Source organism: Mycolicibacterium pyrenivorans (assembly GCF_025821625.1).
Taxonomy (GTDB): domain Bacteria; phylum Actinomycetota; class Actinomycetes; order Mycobacteriales; family Mycobacteriaceae; genus Mycobacterium; species Mycobacterium pyrenivorans.
In genome coordinates, this window is record NZ_JACKSH010000253.1 from 104816 (window position 1) to 122571 (window position 17756).

General features: G+C 66.2%; 15 protein-coding genes. 12 read left to right on the forward strand and 3 right to left on the reverse strand.

Going from position 1 to position 17756, the window contains the following annotated elements; translation table 11 throughout:
• Positions 1 to 35: 35 nt before the first annotated feature.
• Complete coding sequence (locus tag H7I57_RS27830) at positions 36 to 1274, reverse strand: acyl-CoA dehydrogenase family protein (protein ID WP_264027640.1); 1239 nt, start codon at positions 1272 to 1274, stop codon at positions 36 to 38.
• 248 nt (positions 1275 to 1522) lie between these two features.
• Between H7I57_RS27830 and H7I57_RS27835 the strand changes: the two genes are divergently transcribed.
• Genes H7I57_RS27835 through H7I57_RS27860 form a run of 6 tightly spaced genes read left to right on the forward strand, consistent with a single transcriptional unit; the run spans position 1523 to position 6626 of the window.
• On the forward strand, positions 1523 to 1975 hold the full coding sequence (locus H7I57_RS27835; protein WP_264027642.1) for a nuclear transport factor 2 family protein: 453 nt from the start codon (positions 1523 to 1525) through the stop codon (positions 1973 to 1975).
• Positions 1976 to 1985: 10 nt separating this feature from the next.
• A complete protein-coding gene (locus tag H7I57_RS27840; RefSeq protein ID WP_264027643.1) occupies positions 1986 to 2498 on the forward strand; it encodes a ketosteroid isomerase-related protein in 513 nt (170 codons plus the stop codon).
• A gap of 35 nt (positions 2499 to 2533) precedes the next feature.
• Entirely contained in the window at positions 2534 to 4117 is a 1584-nt protein-coding gene (locus H7I57_RS27845) for an acyl-CoA synthetase (protein WP_264027668.1), read from the forward strand.
• Between the two features lie 14 nt (positions 4118 to 4131).
• Positions 4132 to 5631: an aldehyde dehydrogenase family protein gene (locus H7I57_RS27850; RefSeq protein WP_264027644.1), complete on the forward strand. Its 1500-nt coding sequence runs from the start codon at positions 4132 to 4134 to the stop codon at positions 5629 to 5631.
• 15 nt (positions 5632 to 5646) lie between these two features.
• Complete coding sequence (locus tag H7I57_RS27855; RefSeq protein WP_264027645.1) at positions 5647 to 6120, forward strand: hypothetical protein; 474 nt, start codon at positions 5647 to 5649, stop codon at positions 6118 to 6120.
• Positions 6117 to 6626: a flavin reductase family protein gene (locus tag H7I57_RS27860; protein ID WP_264027648.1), complete on the forward strand. Its 510-nt coding sequence runs from the start codon at positions 6117 to 6119 to the stop codon at positions 6624 to 6626. The genes H7I57_RS27855 and H7I57_RS27860 overlap by 4 nt, the downstream gene beginning before the upstream one ends.
• Before the next feature lie 7 nt (positions 6627 to 6633).
• On the opposite strand, the gene H7I57_RS27865 is transcribed toward H7I57_RS27860, so the two are convergent.
• Both H7I57_RS27865 and H7I57_RS27870 read right to left on the reverse strand, forming a co-directional pair.
• On the reverse strand, positions 6634 to 7812 hold the full coding sequence (locus H7I57_RS27865; protein WP_264027650.1) for a LuxR C-terminal-related transcriptional regulator: 1179 nt from the start codon (positions 7810 to 7812) through the stop codon (positions 6634 to 6636).
• Positions 7809 to 8858: a LuxR C-terminal-related transcriptional regulator gene (locus tag H7I57_RS27870; protein WP_264027652.1), complete on the reverse strand. Its 1050-nt coding sequence runs from the start codon at positions 8856 to 8858 to the stop codon at positions 7809 to 7811. Before H7I57_RS27870 ends, H7I57_RS27865 begins: the two co-directional genes overlap by 4 nt.
• 265 nt (positions 8859 to 9123) lie before the next feature.
• Between H7I57_RS27870 and H7I57_RS27875 the strand changes: the two genes are divergently transcribed.
• The 6 genes from H7I57_RS27875 (at position 9124) to H7I57_RS27900 (ending at position 17653) form a co-directional block, all read left to right on the forward strand.
• The gene (locus tag H7I57_RS27875; RefSeq protein ID WP_264027653.1) at positions 9124 to 9999 is read left to right on the forward strand and encodes an NAD(P)H-dependent flavin oxidoreductase; all 876 of its coding nucleotides are present in this window, start codon (positions 9124 to 9126) and stop codon (positions 9997 to 9999) included.
• 162 nt (positions 10000 to 10161) lie between these two features.
• Positions 10162 to 11760, forward strand: a complete 1599-nt coding sequence (locus H7I57_RS27880) for an acyl-CoA carboxylase subunit beta (protein ID WP_264027654.1) — start codon at positions 10162 to 10164, stop codon at positions 11758 to 11760.
• Between the two features lie 9 nt (positions 11761 to 11769).
• Positions 11770 to 13764, forward strand: coding sequence for an acetyl/propionyl/methylcrotonyl-CoA carboxylase subunit alpha (locus tag H7I57_RS27885; RefSeq protein WP_264027655.1), 1995 nt, complete (start codon positions 11770 to 11772; stop codon positions 13762 to 13764).
• Positions 13765 to 13852: 88 nt separating this feature from the next.
• A complete protein-coding gene (locus tag H7I57_RS27890) occupies positions 13853 to 14644 on the forward strand; it encodes a TIGR03084 family metal-binding protein (protein ID WP_264027656.1) in 792 nt (263 codons plus the stop codon).
• Between the two features lie 59 nt (positions 14645 to 14703).
• Positions 14704 to 16245 (forward strand): acyclic terpene utilization AtuA family protein, encoded by a 1542-nt coding sequence (locus H7I57_RS27895; protein ID WP_372510479.1) that lies wholly within the window; start codon positions 14704 to 14706, stop codon positions 16243 to 16245.
• Between the two features lie 148 nt (positions 16246 to 16393).
• Positions 16394 to 17653, forward strand: coding sequence for an IS701 family transposase (locus H7I57_RS27900; RefSeq protein ID WP_264027660.1), 1260 nt, complete (start codon positions 16394 to 16396; stop codon positions 17651 to 17653).
• The last annotated feature ends 103 nt before the right edge of the window (positions 17654 to 17756 follow it).

The following is a 17756-nucleotide window of genomic DNA, read 5'->3' on the forward strand; positions in this document are numbered from 1 at the left end:
CGTCGAGACGTGCGACTCTGCGTCAGTCGGCGGGATCAGCTTTTGGCGGCGGCGGATTCCAGCAGGAACTGCCCGATGTAGGTGCGGGTCTGGTCGGCGTTGAGCGGCTGGAACATCGAGGCTGCCGAGTCCCGGTAGAGCCGCTCGAAGATGCCGCCCTTCCGGAACGACTGTCCGCCCACCATGCTCATCGCGTGCCGCGACATGTGCATCACGTTGTCGGCAACGAACGTCTTGGCTAGACCGAGATACGGGAACCGCAGTTCCGGCGCCCACAGCTTGTCCTTGCCCTCCATCTGTTCCTGACAGGTCTGATGCAGCACCCGCCGGCTGAACTCCACGCGGGATGCCATGTCGCCGACGCCGTCGATGATGTGCCCGATGCTCTTGACCTCGGTGTCGGCGGCTACGATGGCACCGAACGTCGCGCCGAGATGTTTCTTGGACAGCGCCTTGACGGTCTCTTCGAGGATGCGCTGCTGCATGCCGAGGTAGATACTGGCGAACATCAGCGACGCCCACTCCAGCACACCGAAAGCGCCTGCGCGCCAGGGCGAGACGAAGCCATCCTCGGGCACGAAGTAGCCGTCGAACACGATGGTCTGGGTGCCGGTCGCGTGCATGCCCAGTGCGTTCCATGTCTTCTCGATGCGGATACCGTCACCGACGCCGTTCTCGTCGACCTTGAAGTCGCCGATGAACAGTTTCTCGGCGGCCACCCGACCGTCAAAGGTGTCCGGCAGGTTGCCGTCGGCGTCGGTTTCGGTGGCGTTGGTGGTGATGATGTCGGCGGCCTCGCACAACGTGCCCCAGGTCTTCTTGCCGTAAAGCTTCCAGCCGCCCCCCTTCTGGGGCACTGCCTGCATGTCGGCCAAGCCGGAGAAGCCGGCGCGCTGTTCGGAGAACGGCCCGAACATCAACTCACCATCGGCGACGCGGCCCAGCCAGTACTTGTTCTGTTCCTCGCTCATCAGGTTCCCGGCGATGCCGACCATGATGTAGTGCATGTTGTAGGCCAGCGTGATCGCCGAGTCGCCCTGGGACATCTCCGTGACCACCTTGGAGACCTGAAGGATGTTGCCGCCGGGTCCACCGAACGCCTTCGGTATGGGCAGGGCGCCCAGCCCGGACTTCTTGAATACCTCGATCGACGGGTACGCGAACGTGTTCTCGGCGTCGTGCTTGGGGCCGATCTCTCGGAAGAACTGCGACACCTCCTGTGCCTTGGCGAAGTACGGCTCGAAATCCTCGTCGGTCAGATCCTGTTCCAGCATTGTCACTCCCTCACTCGTGTGGTTCGCACCGATGCTGCCGGGATGGTGCGCACGCCACACCCCTCGCCAGGGGTAACTCGCTCCAACATCGGGGGAGATCGTCACTGGTCAACGCCATCCGCGGGGAGCCGTCACCCGGGCTTCTCCCCCCATGGGGCAGTCCCTTTCCTCCCCGCGGTAGTCGTGGCCGCTTCGGTATCTCCATAGCGTTCGGAGATGTCTTGCATCACCAGCGAGGAGAACCGTTCATGAGCCACACGTTCGCAGTCAAATGGCTGAAGGCCTTCCGGGACAGCCCAGAAGCCGTCGTCGCGTTGTACGCCGACGACTTCCTGTTCGAGGATCCGATCCTCGGCCAGACGATCACCTCCAAGGAGGAGTTGCTGCGGGTCTTCGCGCCCTACGCCAACGCCGACACCGAGAACGGCATCGGAATCAACAACTTCCGTATAGACGAGGTGGTCGGCGACGACAAGGCGGCGATCTACCGCTGGACCTGGAAGGCCCCCACCGCCGGCGCTTTCGTCGGGGTACCCACCAACGGGAAGGTGCCCGGCGCCCGCGGCATCACGTTCCACATCTACGACACCGACGGCCGCATCAAGCGCGAGGCGAGCTTCTGGGACGTGTCCACGGCAGTCCACGAACTCGGCCTGCCCGTCGACCCGTCGGCCGTGGCCAAAGCACCGGCGCTGGTCTGAAAGGAACATCATGAGCCTCGACACCACCCTGGCCGCGCAGCACGCCGCCCGCTGGGCCAACGCACTGACCAGTGACACCGGCGACGCTGTCGCTCTCTACGCCGACGACCTGGTCTATGACGACCACGCCGACTCCGACCACGTGACGGACACGGCGATCACCAAGGCCGAGCTGCGGCCGCGGCTGGCCCCGTTCGCCAACACCGACCCCGGCAACGGCGTGGGCGTTCACACGTTCACCGCGACCGAAGCCTTCCAACTCGCCGGCGTCAACGGCAATCCGGCGGTGGTCATCCTGTGGGACTGGACCGGTGAAGGACTGGCAACATTCCGCGGTGTCCCGACCGGAGGCAAGACCCTCCAGACACGTGGAATCACCTGGCAGCAGCTTGATTCCGAGGGAAAGATCGCGCGGGAGACCACCTACTGGAACGACACCCCGGTTCTTCAGGAGCTCGGCCTGCCGATCATCACACCGGAATATTGGGTCGAGGGATTCGACCCGGCCTCGCTCGCGCAGTAGGGAGTTCGGCCACCGTGAAGCCTTCCAACCCCGGCATGTGGGGGGTTCTACCCGACGTCCTCGACCGGGCCTGCACGTATTACGCAGACCGCACGGCGATCGTGGACGGCGACCGCAGCATCACCTACCGCGAGCTGCGGCTGTGGCGCAATCGCATTGCCAACGCGCTCATCGGCGCCGGGGTTCAGAAAGGCGACCGGGTCGGGTTGCTGATGCCCAACTGCCTGGAATTCATCCCCATCCAGCAGGCGGTCTGGGCGGCCGGCGCGGTGTTGGTGCAGATGCCGACCCGGGCCGCAGTCGACGGGTTCCGCTCCAACCTTGCGCAGACCGACGCCACCACCTTGGTCTATCACGCCAAGTTCGAGGGGGCGATCACCGCGATCCGCGATCAGCTTCCCAAACTCCAGACCCTCGTCCGGGTCGGAGAGGTCGGCACGGCGGCCGTGGACGCGCTCGACTTCACCGCCGTCGTGGACGCGGCCGCCGACAACCGACCGGATGTCGCCATCGATGAGCATGACGAGGCCTACGTCCTCTTCACCTCAGGGAGCACGGGCGAGCCCAAGGGAGTGGTCAACTCGCACTTCACGTGGAGCTACTACGCGATCTCGGCAGGGCTGGAGATCGGCGACATCCGCTTCGGCGAGGTCTTCGCGCACGGGGCACCGCTCACCCACTTCACCCAGATCTTCGCCATCCCGACGTTTGTCCGCGGAGGCACCAACGTGATGCTTCCCGGACTCGACGTCGAGACGTTGTTGACCAACATCGAACGCCACCGCGTCACCGCCACCGCCGTGGTGCCCACCATCATCTATCTGCTGCTCGACCATGCCGGCCGAGACGCCTACGACATCACCAGCCTCCAGACGGTGATCTACGCCGGCGCGCCGATGGCACCGGAGCGGCTGCGGCAGGCGCTGGAGGAGTTCGGCCCGATATTCATCCAGACCTACGCCGGCACCGAGCAGGGTTACGTGTCGTGTCTGCGCAAGCACGAACACGCCGCCGGACAACAGGAGTCGCCGCAGGAGTGGGTTTCCCGGTTGGCCTCGGCCGGCCGGCCGATGTTCGGGGTGCAGGTCAGCATCCAGGACGACCACGACACCGTGCTGCCGACCGGGGAGGTCGGCGAGATCTGCACCCGCCAACTCGGCCAGATGCTGGGCTACCTGGATCCGCAACGCAACTCCGAGACGATGCGCGGTGGCTGGGTGCACACCGGGGACGTCGGCCGGATGGACGACGACGGCTACCTCTACCTGGTCGATCGGAAGAAGGACATGGTCGTCAGCGGCGGTTTCAACGTGTTCCCACGCCAGGTCGAAGACGTGCTGAGCACCCACCCCACCGTCGCTCAGGCCGCCGTCATCGGCGTGCCCGACCAGAAGTGGGGAGAGGCGGTGCTCGCCATGGTGGTGACCCGTCCCGGCGAGATCACCGGTTCCGAACTCGAACTCGAACTGATCAGCCACGTCAAAAAGGCTCTTGGCAGCGTTCCCGCACCCAAGAAGGTGCTGTTCACCGACGAGCTGCCGCTCAACCCGGCCGGCAAGGTCGACAAGAAGGCCATCCGTAACCCCTACTGGCAGAACAAAACCCGACAGATCGGGTGACGAGGAGAGATGCCATGACCAACGACTACCCGCTCTACATCGACGGCAAGTGGATCGACACCGACGACAGCTACGAGATCCGCAGCCCGGCAACGGAGGAACTCGTGGCCACGGTCGCCAAGGGCGACGTCACCCACGTCGACGCCGCGGTCGCCGCCGCGCAGGCCGCCTTCGACGAGGGCACCTGGCGCCGCACCCCACCCGCCGAACGGGCCGCCTTGATCAACACCGTGGCCGAAGGCCTGGCAGCCCGTGGCGACGAGCTCGCGGCGCTGCAATCCCGCGAGAACGGCGCGACGATACGCATCACCGGTGCCCTGCACGTGGGCCTTTCTGCCGCCCAGCTGCAGTATGTCGCCGCCATCGCCCAAGCCTACGAGTGGGAGACCGAAGGCCCCGCGATCGAGCCGGTGCCGGCCACGGGAATCGTCGTCCGGGAGCCGATCGGTGTCGTCGGGGCGATCGTGCCATGGAACATCCCGCTGCTGACCACGGTGTGGAAGATCGGCCCCGCCCTGGCGGCAGGCAACTCAGTGGTGCTCAAGCCCGACGAGCACGCTCCGCTGCTCCCACTGGAGCTGGCCCGTGAGTTCGACGCCGCCGGGCTGCCGCCGGGAGTGCTCAACGTCGTCTCCGGTGACGGCGAGCCCGTCGGGGCTCACCTTTCCGGGCACCCCGGCGTGCGCAAGGTCGCCTTCACCGGTTCGACGGCCGTGGGCAAGAGCATCCTGCGTCAGTCCGCCGACTCGGTCCGGCGGGTCACCCTCGAACTCGGCGGCAAGGGCGCCAACGTGATCCTCGACGACGCCGACATCGACATGGCGGTCGACGGTGCGCTGTTCGCCTGCATGGCCAACAACGGCGAGGCCTGCGAGGCCGGCACCCGGTTGCTGATACCCAGCAGCCGACGCGACGAGATCGTCGACAAGCTGGTGGCCCGCGCATCGACGCTGCGGCTGGGTGACCCACTGGAGCCGACAACCCATGTGGGCCCGATCATCTCGGCAGACCAGCGCGACCGGATCCTAGACTACTTCAGCATCGCCGCAGACGAAGGCGCGACGATCGCCCTGGGCGGACGGTCACCGGCAGGTCCGGGATTCGAGAAGGGCTATTGGATCGAACCGACGATCTTCGTCGACGTCACCAACGACATGCGCATCGCACGCGAGGAGGTCTTCGGTCCCGTGCTCGTCGTGCTGACCTACGACTCGGTGGACGACGCCGTCAAGATCGCCAACGACACCAACTATGGTCTGTCGGCCGGCGTGTGGGGCAGCGAAGCCCGCGCTCTCGAGGTGGCCCGTCGCCTGGACGCCGGGATGGTGTGGGTGAACAACTGGCATGTGATCCACCCCGCCTACCCGTTCGGCGGGTACAAGGAGAGCGGCCTGGGCCGGGAGGGCGGGCCGAACGCGATCGACGAGTACGTCGAGGAGAAGTTCATCTCGATCGACCGGTCGGGCGGTATCGAGAACAAGGCGTTCGCGATCGTCATCGATCCGGCCAGCTGAAGGTGTGCTGACACAATGACATTGACAACGGGGTTGCGGGCCGACTATGACATCGCGGTGGACAAGCCGCCACGCGTCGTCACATTCCTGGGCGACGACGTGAGTGCGGACTCAGCGCCGGCGTTCGTCCGCGTCCGTGGACGGGATCTGCGCGAGGTGGCGCAGCGCGCGGCCACGGCCCGCGAACAGCACCCCGACGTCGACGTCCTCGTCGACATCGACGTGATGATCGCCCCAACGGCGCCGGCCGCTCGCGAGCTGCTTGCCAGCGTGACTTCCTGCCAAAGTTCCGACACCCTTCTGTACGTCGGAACACCGGCGGGGCTCGCGGGACTGGTCAGCGACCTCCACGCCCTGGGCATCGCCGACGGGGCCGTCCTTCTCCCCCTGCTCCCGGTGGTCATCGAGCTCATCGAGAAGGTCGTCCTCCCACACCTGAACTCCCTCGGCGTCAACAGGTTCGGTCTGCACGAATCGCAGTCGGCATGACCGTCACCCCGGAGTCCTACCGCGCAGCGCTGCGCCGACACCCGGCCGGGGTCGCCATCGTGACGCTGATGTCGCAGGCCGGCCCCGTCGGGTTCACCGCGACATCGCTGACCTCTCTCTCGCTTAATCCCCCGCTGGTGTGCTTCAACATCACCCACACCTCATCGAGCATCGCGGCGCTGCGGCAGGCGGCATCGGTGGTTGTGCACATCGTCGGCCAACATCAGCGCGAGCTGGCCCAGCGGTTCTCCCGAAGCGCCGAGCACCGGTTCAACGATCAACGCTCCTGGTCCCTGCTGGAGTCCGGCGAGCCGGTACTGGCCGACACCCCGACATGGTTGAGAGCCGATGTGCAACAACTGATTCCGGCGGGCGACTCGACTCTGGTGATCGCCGCGGTCACCCGGATCCACTGCGATGACCGCGACGGTGTCACGCCGGCCCCGCTGGTGTACCACAACGGAGCTTTCCTGGCGACCAGCCCGCTGCCCGCGGTCAGCACCTGAAGCAGTATCAACTGCCGTTGAGCGCCCACGCGATGGCCTGGGCACGGTTGACCGCTCCGTACTTGCGGAGAATGTGTTTGACGTGAGATTTGACCGTACCTTCGGTGATCACGAGCCGGTCGGCGATTTCCTGGTTGCTCGCCCCGGTCACCATCAGACCGAACACATCGGCTTCGCGCTCGGTGAGCCCGACGGGCGCCCTGCCGGAGTTCGTGCCGGTCGAATCGTCGTGCGTCATCTCCGCATGCCGGGTTGCCTCGAGGCCTGACTCACAGAGCTCGTCGATCCGGTCGACGGCGCCGAAGAACAGTTCGCGAACACTGTCGCGCTGAGCCTTCAGCCGCTCCACGAGAACGGCGCGTTCGTAGAGGTGGCTGAATCCGTCGGCGAAGGCCCACGCCACATCTCGGTCCGCTTCGTCGACCCTGCGGGTGAGCGGGTGGTGATCAGTGTGCAGGAAGCCGACCACATCCTTGCCATGGACCAGCGGAGCCACCACGTAGGAGCGAGACTGTCCGGCCTGCACGATCAACGGCCGGTACACCGGCGCGTTGGCGGTGTCGTACACCAACGACGGGCGGCGACGTGACAACATTTCGGCCTCCGGCGCGTCGTCCACCAGCGGCACTGTCTGGTTGATCCAGTCACTGAACCAGGACCCGGTGGTCGCGGCCGAGCGATCATGCAGCATCAGCGGTTTCCACCCGCGGCTCTCGACCTGGGACAGCACTGCGCGGTGAAAACCGCACCGCAGCACCAACTCCCGGCAGGCGTTTTCGAGAAGCGACGCAGAACCGTTGACACCGCGCAGCCTGCTCAACCCGGCAGCACAGTCGGCCAGACGCTGTCCGCGCATTGCTGTGTCGTGCAGGTACCAGTCCATCGCGAGCTGTTGCAGGCCGAGGACGAGGTCGCAGAGTTGTTGTGCGCGTGCGATCTCGCTGCCGGGCAGCTTGCGCAACTGCTCGATGCACAGGTGCGTCAGCGCCGAGATGGTCTCGGCCGATCGCCACGGCACGTCCCATTCGACCGCGGGAAGAGTGACCGAGCCGCCTATCTGCTGAGCGACAGCCTCGCGCAGGGACCTCAGGTGGTTCACGAGTTCGATCTCACGTGACCACCAGTCGCCACCGGACCTGGTCGCCGCGGCGCTCCGCGCGCTGTCACTGACCATGGAGACACTCATCGTGGTCGCCCTTCGTCGTCACGGGTTTCCTTGAGGTAGCACGCAATCGCGGAGGCACGATTGGTGGCGCCCAACTTGTGCAGGATGTGCTTCACGTGGGATTTGACCGTGCTCTCGGCGACAGTCAGTTGATCCGCCAGCTGAGCATTCGTCGCACCGCTGGCCAGAAGCGCCACGACTTCGAGCTCCCGCGCGGTCAACCGGGCCAGCCGCGCCCCTGGGCGTGGCTGGCTGGCGTTGCCCCGGACGGCGCCCAGAACCGGAATCGACGGGCGATCGGGCGACATCCCGTCGGGTGAAGGGCTCATGCGCGCAACGCCCGAGAACCCCAAGTCATCCACAGTTCGTACCGCGGCCTCACACGCCTCGGCGACTGCTCGGCGCTGTTGCTCCTGACGCCAAGCCAGGTCCGCCACTTCGTAGACGAGCCCGACGCCGTCGGCGAACATCCGCAGCAGATCACGATCCAGCTCGGTCAGCGGACGTTGGCCAAACGGCAGATCAGCGTGCAGCAGCCCGATCACCGAGCCGCAGGCGACAACTGGCGCGACGACGTAGTCCTTGGTACCGGTGCGCTCCACGAGTGGGCGATGGGTGCGCGGTTCGTGATCGGCATCGGCGACCACCGCCGGCAGCCTGCGACGCACTACTTCTGCCTCGATCAGCGGAGAGACCAGTGCTATCCGGAGATTGTCGACACCAGCGCCGGAGTCGTCGAGGTCGAGCGAGACGCGGCCGTCGCCGGCTGCTGCGTACAGCGCAAGCGGGAACCACGTCGAGCCGCTGACCCGCGACACCATCACCCGGTCGAAGAGCTCCACCCCGCAGAGTTCGCGTGCTGCGCGGTCCAGGGTGTCCACTTCGTCGGAACACTCACGGACGCGACCAAGAGCATCCAACACGGCGCTCAGATCCCGGCTGGCTCGATCATTGGCGGCGGTCAAGGCGCGGGCGCGATCTTCGCTCCCCCCGGCCAACTGATCGGCCAGCGCGGCGAAGCCCATGGCCTCGACCGTCCTCCCGGTATCGATGATGCGCTCCTTCACCGACGCGAATGCGGTTCCTGATTTACTAATGTGCCCATCATTGGTGACCTGGATCACTTTGTCAATCCCGCGTGGATTGGGCTACTAGCAGCAAGAGCCGTTTGGCAGGGTGTCCGCTCCGGCCGCTCCGCGTTGACGCGGCTAAGGCGTCGTAGTTATTCTCAATTCACTATTGCCCTGGATCCCGAGGTTCACTGTGCCCGCGAGTGCATCCCCTGTGCCCCTTTTCACCGGTCGCCTCAAGCTGCCGGTCATCGCGGCGCCCATGACCGCTGTGTCCAGCCCCGAACTGGTCATCGCGGCGTGCCGCAGCGGTGTGATCGGTTCATTCCCGACGCACAATGCCGCGACGGAGCGCGAACTGGACGCGTGGCTGCACCGGATGACCGCCGATTCGGGCGCCACAGCGGCGCCGATTGCACCGAACCTCGTCGTGCACCGGAGCAATGCCCGCCGCGATTCCGACCTGGCTGTACTCCTGCGCCACCGGGTGGAGATGGTCATCACCAGCGTGGGCTCCCCCGAGCCGGTCATCGGGCCATTGCACGACGCCGGAGCACAAGTCTTCGCCGATGTCGCAAGCCTCGAGCATGCGCGGCGGGCCATCGACGCCGGCGCGGACGGACTGGTGCTGCTGACCGCGGGCGCGGGCGGCCAGACCGGCTGGGCCAATCCCTTCGCGTTCGTGCGTGCGGTTCGAGAACGTTTCGACGGACCGGTGGTGCTGGCAGGCGGAATCAGCGACGGACGGGCGATCCTCGCCGCACAGGTCCTCGGTGCCGACCTCGTCTACCTCGGCACCCGATTCATCGCCACCCACCAGAGCGCAGCCGACGACGCATACCGCTCGGCACTCGTGACCGCCACGCTCGACGACGTCCGCCTGTCCGACCGCGTCGGCGGGATACCGGCCAGCCTGCTGTCGTCCTGGCTAGACGCGCAACGCGCCACGCAGGGTGCGGACGCACCACCGCAGGACGGTTTCGCACAGGACCGACTGTTGGCCAACCGCGGTGCGTGGAGCGCGGGTCACAGCGTGTCCGGCGTCCACGATGTCGTCGGTGTCGAGGAGTTGGTCGACGAACTGGTGGCCGACTACACCGTTGCCCGCGACGAACTGAAAGTAGTTACCGATGGCTAGCTATTGGCCCCTGAGGAGCCTCGACCTACTCCGGTCGTACCCTTCATCTCACCAGTTCGAGGTGTATCTCGGCGTGCCCCTGGTGCGGCAGTTCTACTCGGTTAGTGTATGGGTATTCACTATCGTTCTCACCCCGCCGAGAACCCATCGAGAAGGTCACCGATGACAGTCCTGACTTCGGAGGTCGACACCACCTCCGAAACCTTCCTGTCCAACCGCGATGTGCAGACTGCCGCCGTCGCCGCCCTCAACGAACAACTCGAGCTCGTCGCCGCCGGCGGCGGTGAGCGCTACGTCAAGCGCCACCACGGCCGCGGACGCCTGCTGGCGCGGGAGCGAATCGAACTGCTCGTCGACCGGGACGCACCGTTCATGGAGCTATCGGCCCTGGCGGCGTGGGGCACAGAGTTCAACGTCGGGGCCGCGATCGTCACCGGTGTCGGAGTGGTCTCAGGCGTCGAATGCATGATCATCGCCCACGACCCCACGGTCCGTGGCGGCACGATGAATCCCTTGACGCTACGAAAGAACCTGCGCGCCTTGGAGATCGCCCGTGTCAACAGGTTGCCGGTGGTCTATCTCGTGGAGTCCGGCGGCGCCGATCTGCCGACTCAGTCCGAACTCTTCGTCCACGCAGGCAAGATCTTCCACGACCTCACCGAACTGTCGGCGATGGGTATTCCCAGCGTCGCACTGGTTTTCGGCAACTCCACCGCGGGCGGTGCCTACGTGCCCGGTATGTGCGATTACGCAGTCCTGGTGGACAAGCAGGCCAAGGTGTTCCTCGGCGGCCCGCCCCTGGTGAAGATGGCGACCGGCGAAGACGCAGATGACGAAGCTCTGGGCGGGGCGGACATGCACACCCGGATATCTGGTCTGGGGGACTACTTCGCCGTCGACGAGATCGATGCCATCCGGATCGGGCGTGACGTCGTGGCCCACCTCAACTGGCGAAAGCTCGGGCCGGGACCGACCCAGCCCGCCGACGAGCCGCTCTATGACGCCGAGGAACTCCTGGGCATCGCATCCGGCGACTCCCGCGTGCCGTTCGATCCACGGGAGGTCATCGCCCGCATCGCCGATGGATCGCGTTTCTCGGAATACAAGCCGCGCTGGGGAACGAGCCTAGCCACCGGCTGGGCCTCGATCCACGGGTTCCCTGTCGGCATCCTGGCCAACACCCGAGGTGTGCTGTTCAGCGAAGAGTCCAAGAAGGCAACGGAATTCATCCTGCTCGCCAACCAGACCGACACTCCGTTGATCTTTCTGCAGAATGTCACCGGCTACATGGTCGGCACCGAGTACGAACAAGGTGGGATCATCAAGGACGGCGCGAAGATGATCAACGCCGTCACCAACAGCACCGTCCCGCACATCACCATCAACATGGGCGGATCGTTCGGTGCGGGCAACTACGGCATGTCCGGGCGCGCCTACGACCCGAGGTTCATGTTCAGCTGGGTCAACGCCAAGCTGGCCGTCATGGGTGCCGCGCAACTGGCAGGCGTGCTGTCCATCGTCGGTAAGGCCGCCGCCGAAGCCGCCGGCCGGGAGTTCGACGTCGAGGCCGACGCCAAACGCACGGCCGAGATCGAGGCGCAGATCGAGCGGGAGTCCCACTCGTTCTTCGTCTCTGCGCGAATTTATGACGACGGCGTCATCGACCCGCGCGATACCCGCTCGGTGCTCGGTATGGCCTTGTCGGCAGCCCATTCCAACGTCGTCGAAGGCCGCCGCGGTTTTGGCGTGTTCAGGATGTGAGGTCGCAGTATGCGTAACCCGATCACCAAGCTGCTGATCGCCAACCGTGGCGAGATCGCCTCCCGGATCATCCGCACCGCCAGGGCGATGGACATCGCCACGGTCGCGCTGTACTCGGACGCCGACCGCGACGCCCCCTACGTCTGGCAAGCCGACGAGTCGGTACGGCTTCCGGGCACCGCGCCTGCGGACACCTATCTGCGTGCCGATCTGGTCCTGGCGGCGGCTTCCCGAACCGGCGCCGACGCAGTGCATCCCGGGTACGGATTCCTCTCGGAGAACGCCGGATTCGCCCGCTCGTGTGCCGACGCCGGCGTCACTTTCGTCGGCCCGAGTCCGGAGGCCATAGTCGCGATGGGATCAAAGATCGCGGCCAAGGACATGATGCGCGCCGCCGGCGTGCCGGTGCTGCCGGGTTGCACTGTCGAATCGGAACAGGACGAGAATCCGGCCCGGCTACGCGACGCGGCCGCCGACATCGGATTCCCCATCCTGGTCAAGGCGGCCTTCGGCGGCGGTGGGCGCGGCATGCGAATCGTGCGCACCGAGAGCGAACTCGTCGACGCGGTCGCCAGTGCGCGCCGGGAGGCGGCCTCGGCGTTCGGCGACGGCACGGTGTTCCTGGAGAAGTTCGTCGAATCCCCGAGGCACATCGAGGTGCAGATCTTCGGTGACCGCTACGGCACCGTGGTGCACCTGGGCGAGCGCGAATGCTCGATTCAGCGCCGCTACCAGAAGATCATCGAGGAAGCTCCCTCCACCGCGGTGGACGAAACACTGCGCGACGAGCTGGGCCGTTCCGCGGTCGCGGCGGGCAAGGCGCTGGCCTACGAGGGCGCGGGCACGGTCGAGTTCGTGATGGCACCCGACGGATCGTTCTACTTCCTGGAAGTCAACACCCGCCTTCAGGTGGAGCACCCCGTCACCGAACTCGTCACCGGCATCGACTTGGTCCGGGCCCAGCTTCAGGTCGCAGCCGGTGAACCCTTGCCGCCGGAGATGATCGACACCGCGCCCCGTGGTCACGCAATCGAGGTCAGGCTGTACGCCGAAGACGTCGCGGCCGGCTTCATCCCGGTGTCGGGCACCCTCACGACACTGGAGTTCCCCGAGTTCGACGGTATCCGTGTCGACGCCGGCTTCACGTCTGGTTCGCGGGTCAGCACCTTCTACGACCCGATGCTGGCCAAGGTGATCGGCTACGGCGCGACCCGCGACGAAGCCTGCGCCCGGGTGGCGCGGGCTCTCACAGAAACCAAGATCCACGGTGTCACTACCAACCGCGACCTGTTGGTGGCAATACTGCGCGAGCCGGAGTTCCGGCGCGGAGCCATCGACACCGGCTATCTGGAACGCCACGACCCCGCACAGTTGATGGCCGGAATCGGCACCCAGGATGCGGTGGCGACCCACGCGTTGATGGCGGCGGTGGCCGCGCAGGCTGATCGTCGCGCCCGGACGCCGGTGTTGCCGGGCCTGCCTTCGGGATGGCGCACCCTACCCAGCCAGGACCAGATGGTGTCGTACGTCTGCGGCGAGGACACACTCGAGGTCCGGTACCGGTTCTCCCACGGAACGCTGTCGGCGTCGGTCGGCGACTGGCACCCACACATCCGGATCATCTCCGCCGCCGACACTCTCGTGGATGCCGAGGTCGACGGTGTCCGCCGGCGATACCACGTCACCCGGAGCGGTTCGGCACATCACGTGGACAGCTCGCTGGGCACCTCGACACTGACCGAGGCCGAGCGGTTTCCCGATCCCAGCGCCATGCAGGAAGCCGGGTCCCTGCTGGCACCGATGCCCGGGTCGGTGGTGCGCATCGAGGTGGGCCAGGGAGCTGAGGTCGCCGCCGGAGCGGCGATCGTCGTACTCGAAGCCATGAAGATGGAGCACACCGTGCGCGCGCCCGTCGACGGTGTGGTCGCGACAATCTCGGTCGCGGCGGGCGACCAGGTCGAGTCCGGCCAGGTCCTCGCGGTCGTGTCGGACGGTCAATCGTGACCGTCACCTACGAGGTTCGCAACGGCGTCCTCGCCGGGGGCATGCAAGCCTTCGAAGAGAAGCGACCGCCCGCCGGGAAGGGGCTGTGATGAGCCTGGACTACCCCGGACTGCTCCGCGACCTGAAACACGAGACCGATCGCCTGGTGGAGAACTTGGGACGTCTCACCTCCGGTGACTGGGACCTTGCGACCCCGGCGGCGGGTTGGTCGGTCAAGGACCAGATCACCCACCTGGCGTTCTTCGACGACGCGACCCTGCTCGCGCTGAGGAACCCCTATGAGTTCCGCGTCCAGGCCGACGCACACATCGCAGACGGCATGGACTTCCCCGATCGCCTAGCCGCCCAGTACCGGTCGCTGTCGGCCGAGACGGTACTGAACTGGTTCACCGACTCCCGGCACGAGCTGCTCGACGCCTACGCCGGCGACGAGCCTAAACGCCGTTTACCCTGGTACGGGCCGGAGATGAGCATGGCTTCCTCGGCTACCGCCCGGCTGATGGAGACCTGGGCGCACGCCCAGGACATCTACGACGCACTGGGCTTAGAGCATCCACTGAACCCCGGCCTGCGGAGCATCGCCCATCTCGGGGTGGTGACCTTCGGGTTCTCCCACAAACTCCACGGGCGCGAGATCCCCTCTGAGCCGGTACATATCGCGTTGGATGCACCCGGTGGTGGCCAGTGGACCTGGGGACCGCACGGCGCCGCCAATCGGGTCAGCGGACCCGCCGAGAGTTTCGTGCTGGTGGTGACCCAGCGCCGGCACTGGACGGAGACCGATCTGGTCGTCGAAGGACCCGTCGCGCAGAGCTGGCTGGAACTGGCTCAAGCCTTCGCCGGCGCACCCAGCCGCCGTCAACCGCAGGGGACCCCGTGAGCGCCAGGCCCGTCCGGATCGGCAACGCATCAGGGTTCTACGGTGACCGTCTCGCGGCCATGCACGCACTGGTCGACGGCGGCGAGGTCGACGTCATCACCGGCGACTATCTGGCCGAGCTCACGATGCTCATCCTGTGGAAGGCCCGGCAGAAGAATCCGCAAACAGGTTATGCGCGAACATTTCTCACACAGTTTGATCAAGTCGCCAGCGACTGTGCGCAACGAGGCATCAAGATCGTCGTCAATGCCGGCGGGCTCAACCCTGCCGGAATGGCCGACGAGGTCCGCAAGATCGCCGCGGCAGCCGGAATCGAGTTGCAGGTCGCCCACGTCGAAGGGGACGATCTGATGCCTCGCCTGGCCCAGCTCCAGGCACAGGGAATTCCGTTCAGACACCTCGATACCGGCGCGGAGCTGGCCGAGGTCGACATCACCCCCGTGTCGGCCAATGCCTACCTCGGCGGGTGGGGCATCGCCGCTGCCCTGAAACGCGGTGCCGACGTGGTGATCACCGGACGGGTCACCGACGCCGCCCTCGTCGTCGGGGTCGGCGCATGGTGGCACAACTGGTCCCGGACGAATTTCGACGCGCTGGCCGGCGCCGTCGCCGCGGGGCACATCATCGAATGCGGCCCTCAAGCCACCGGTGGTAACTACTCGCAACTCGGCGAGATCACCGACCGCCGCTACCCGGGCTCACCGATCGTCGAGCTCGCCGACGACGGCAGCTTCGTCGTCACCAAACACGAAGACACCGGCGGCCTGGTGTCGGTCGGCACCGTGACCGCTCAGCTCCTCTACGAGATCGCCGCGCCCGCATACGTCAACCCCGACGTCGTCGCGCATTTCGACACCCTGTCGGTCGTCGAGGACGGACCGGATCGGGTGCGCGTCAGTGGCACCCGGGGAACTCCCCCACCGCCGACGCTCAAGGTCGCGATGAACTACCTCGGCGGGTTCCGCAACACCATGACCATGGTGCTGACCGGGCTGAACATCGAGGACAAGGCGTCCTGGGCCGTCGAGCAGCTGTTCGAATTACTCGGTGGCCAAGAGAGTTTCGACGACGTCGACGTCCAACTCCTACGCTATGACAAACCCGACCCCGCGTCCCTGGTGGAGGCGACCGCGCACCTTCGAGTAACCGTCAAGGATCGTGATCGGGTCAAGGTGGACCGGGCTTTCTCCAACAGCGTGGTGGAACTGGCGGTAGCCGGATATCCCGGGTTCCACACCACCACTCCCCCGGGCGCGGCGAGCGAGTTCGGGGTGTACTGGCCGACGCTGGTGCCCGCATCGGTCGTGGAGCACGTGGTCGTGCACGCCGACAATTCGCGCGAGGTGATCCCCCACTCCGTCTGCACCACCGCTGCGGCGCTTCCCAATGTGGTCGCTCCGTCCGGCGGATCACTCGACTTCGGACCGACAACCCGGCGTCCACTGGGCACGGTCGTCTCCGCCCGGTCCGGCGACAAAGGGGGCAACGCCAACGTGGGTGTCTGGACCGACTCCCCAGAGCGATGGGACTGGCTGTGTTCACATCTCACCGTCGACCGCCTGCACGAACTGGTGCCCGAAACCCTAGTAGTACTTTGTTAGATCGGTGTGTCGCAACGGTTTTCGGTGTTGCCTCTGGGAGAATCGGGGGGTGGACGCAGCCGGTCTCGTAAGTGTCGATGTCTAGTAGTACTTTGTTAGATCGGTGTGTCGCAACGGTTTTCGGTGTTGCCTCTGGGAGAATCGGGGGGTGGACGCAGCCGGTCTCGTAAGTGTCGATGAGCAGTTGGATTCCTTTGTCGACGAGGTGTTCTCGTCCCTGGCGCGGAAGGACCGGCGGGCGACGGCGGGGCTTTATGTGCGGGGATTGATGCTCGACGGCCGGCGCAAGTCGATGCAGCCGATGGCGGCGCGGCTGCAGGTGGATCACCAGCGGTTGCAGCAGTTCGTGACCAGTTCACCGTGGGAGGTGGAGTCGGTCCGTAAGACGCTCTCGCGCAAGGCGTGCGCACTGATCGAACCGGATGCGTGGGTGATCGACGACACCGGGTTCGTCAAGGACGGGGACGCCTCCCCATGCGTGGCCCGCCAATACTCGGGCACCCTGGGCAAGGTCGGCAACTGTCAGATCGCGGTCAGCGTGCACGCCGCCTCCGATGCGGCCTCCGCGCCGCTGGACTGGCGACTCTACGTGCCGCAACGTTGGGACCAGCACTGCGCNGGCGACCCCGCTACGGCGGCCGCGACCGCGGTCCGCCGTAAGCGGTGCGCGATCCCCGAGGGCGAACATCACCGCCCGAAATGGCAGATGGCCCTCGAGATGATCGACGAACTGATCGAGTGGGGACGCACCCCGCCGGTGGTCACCGCGGACGCCGGATACGGCGACACCACTGCATTCCGACAAGGGCTGACCGACCGTGCGATCGGCTACATCGTCGCCGTCAAGGGCGCCACCAGGGCCTATACCGCTGACGCGGCGCCCCAGAGGGCCCCCTACGCCGGGCGCGGACGCCCCCCGACCCCGCGCTACCGCGACCCGCACCTGTCCTGCAGGGACCTGGCCATCACCGCCGGTCGCGGTGCGCTGAAAACGCTGACCTGGCGCCACGGCGCCAAGACCGACCCCACCAACCCGGCCGCGGCGATGCGCTCCCGATTCCTCGCCCTGCGGATCCGCCCGGCGAACCGCGACATCACCCCAGCCGACGACGGCAGCCTCCCCGAAGCCTGGTTGCTCGCCGAATGGCCCACCGGGGCAGACGAACCCACCGACTACTGGATCTCCACCCTCGACCCCGACACACCCCTGAAGGAACTCGTGCGCCTGGCCAAGATCCGCTGGCGCATCGAACACGACTACCGGGAACTCAAAACCGCACTCGGACTCGATCACTTCGAGGGACGCTCCTGGATAGGCTGGCACCACCACGCCACCCTCGTCACCGCCGCCCACCTGTTCATCACCAGCCTGCGGCTGACCAACCCAAAAGCCAGTGGGCAGGGCTGACCCTCTACGGCATCGTGCGCAAACTTCAACGCGCACTGGCTCATTGGATCGGCACCTGCCCACTATGCCACCACACCTTCCCCACCTAACAAAGTACTACTAG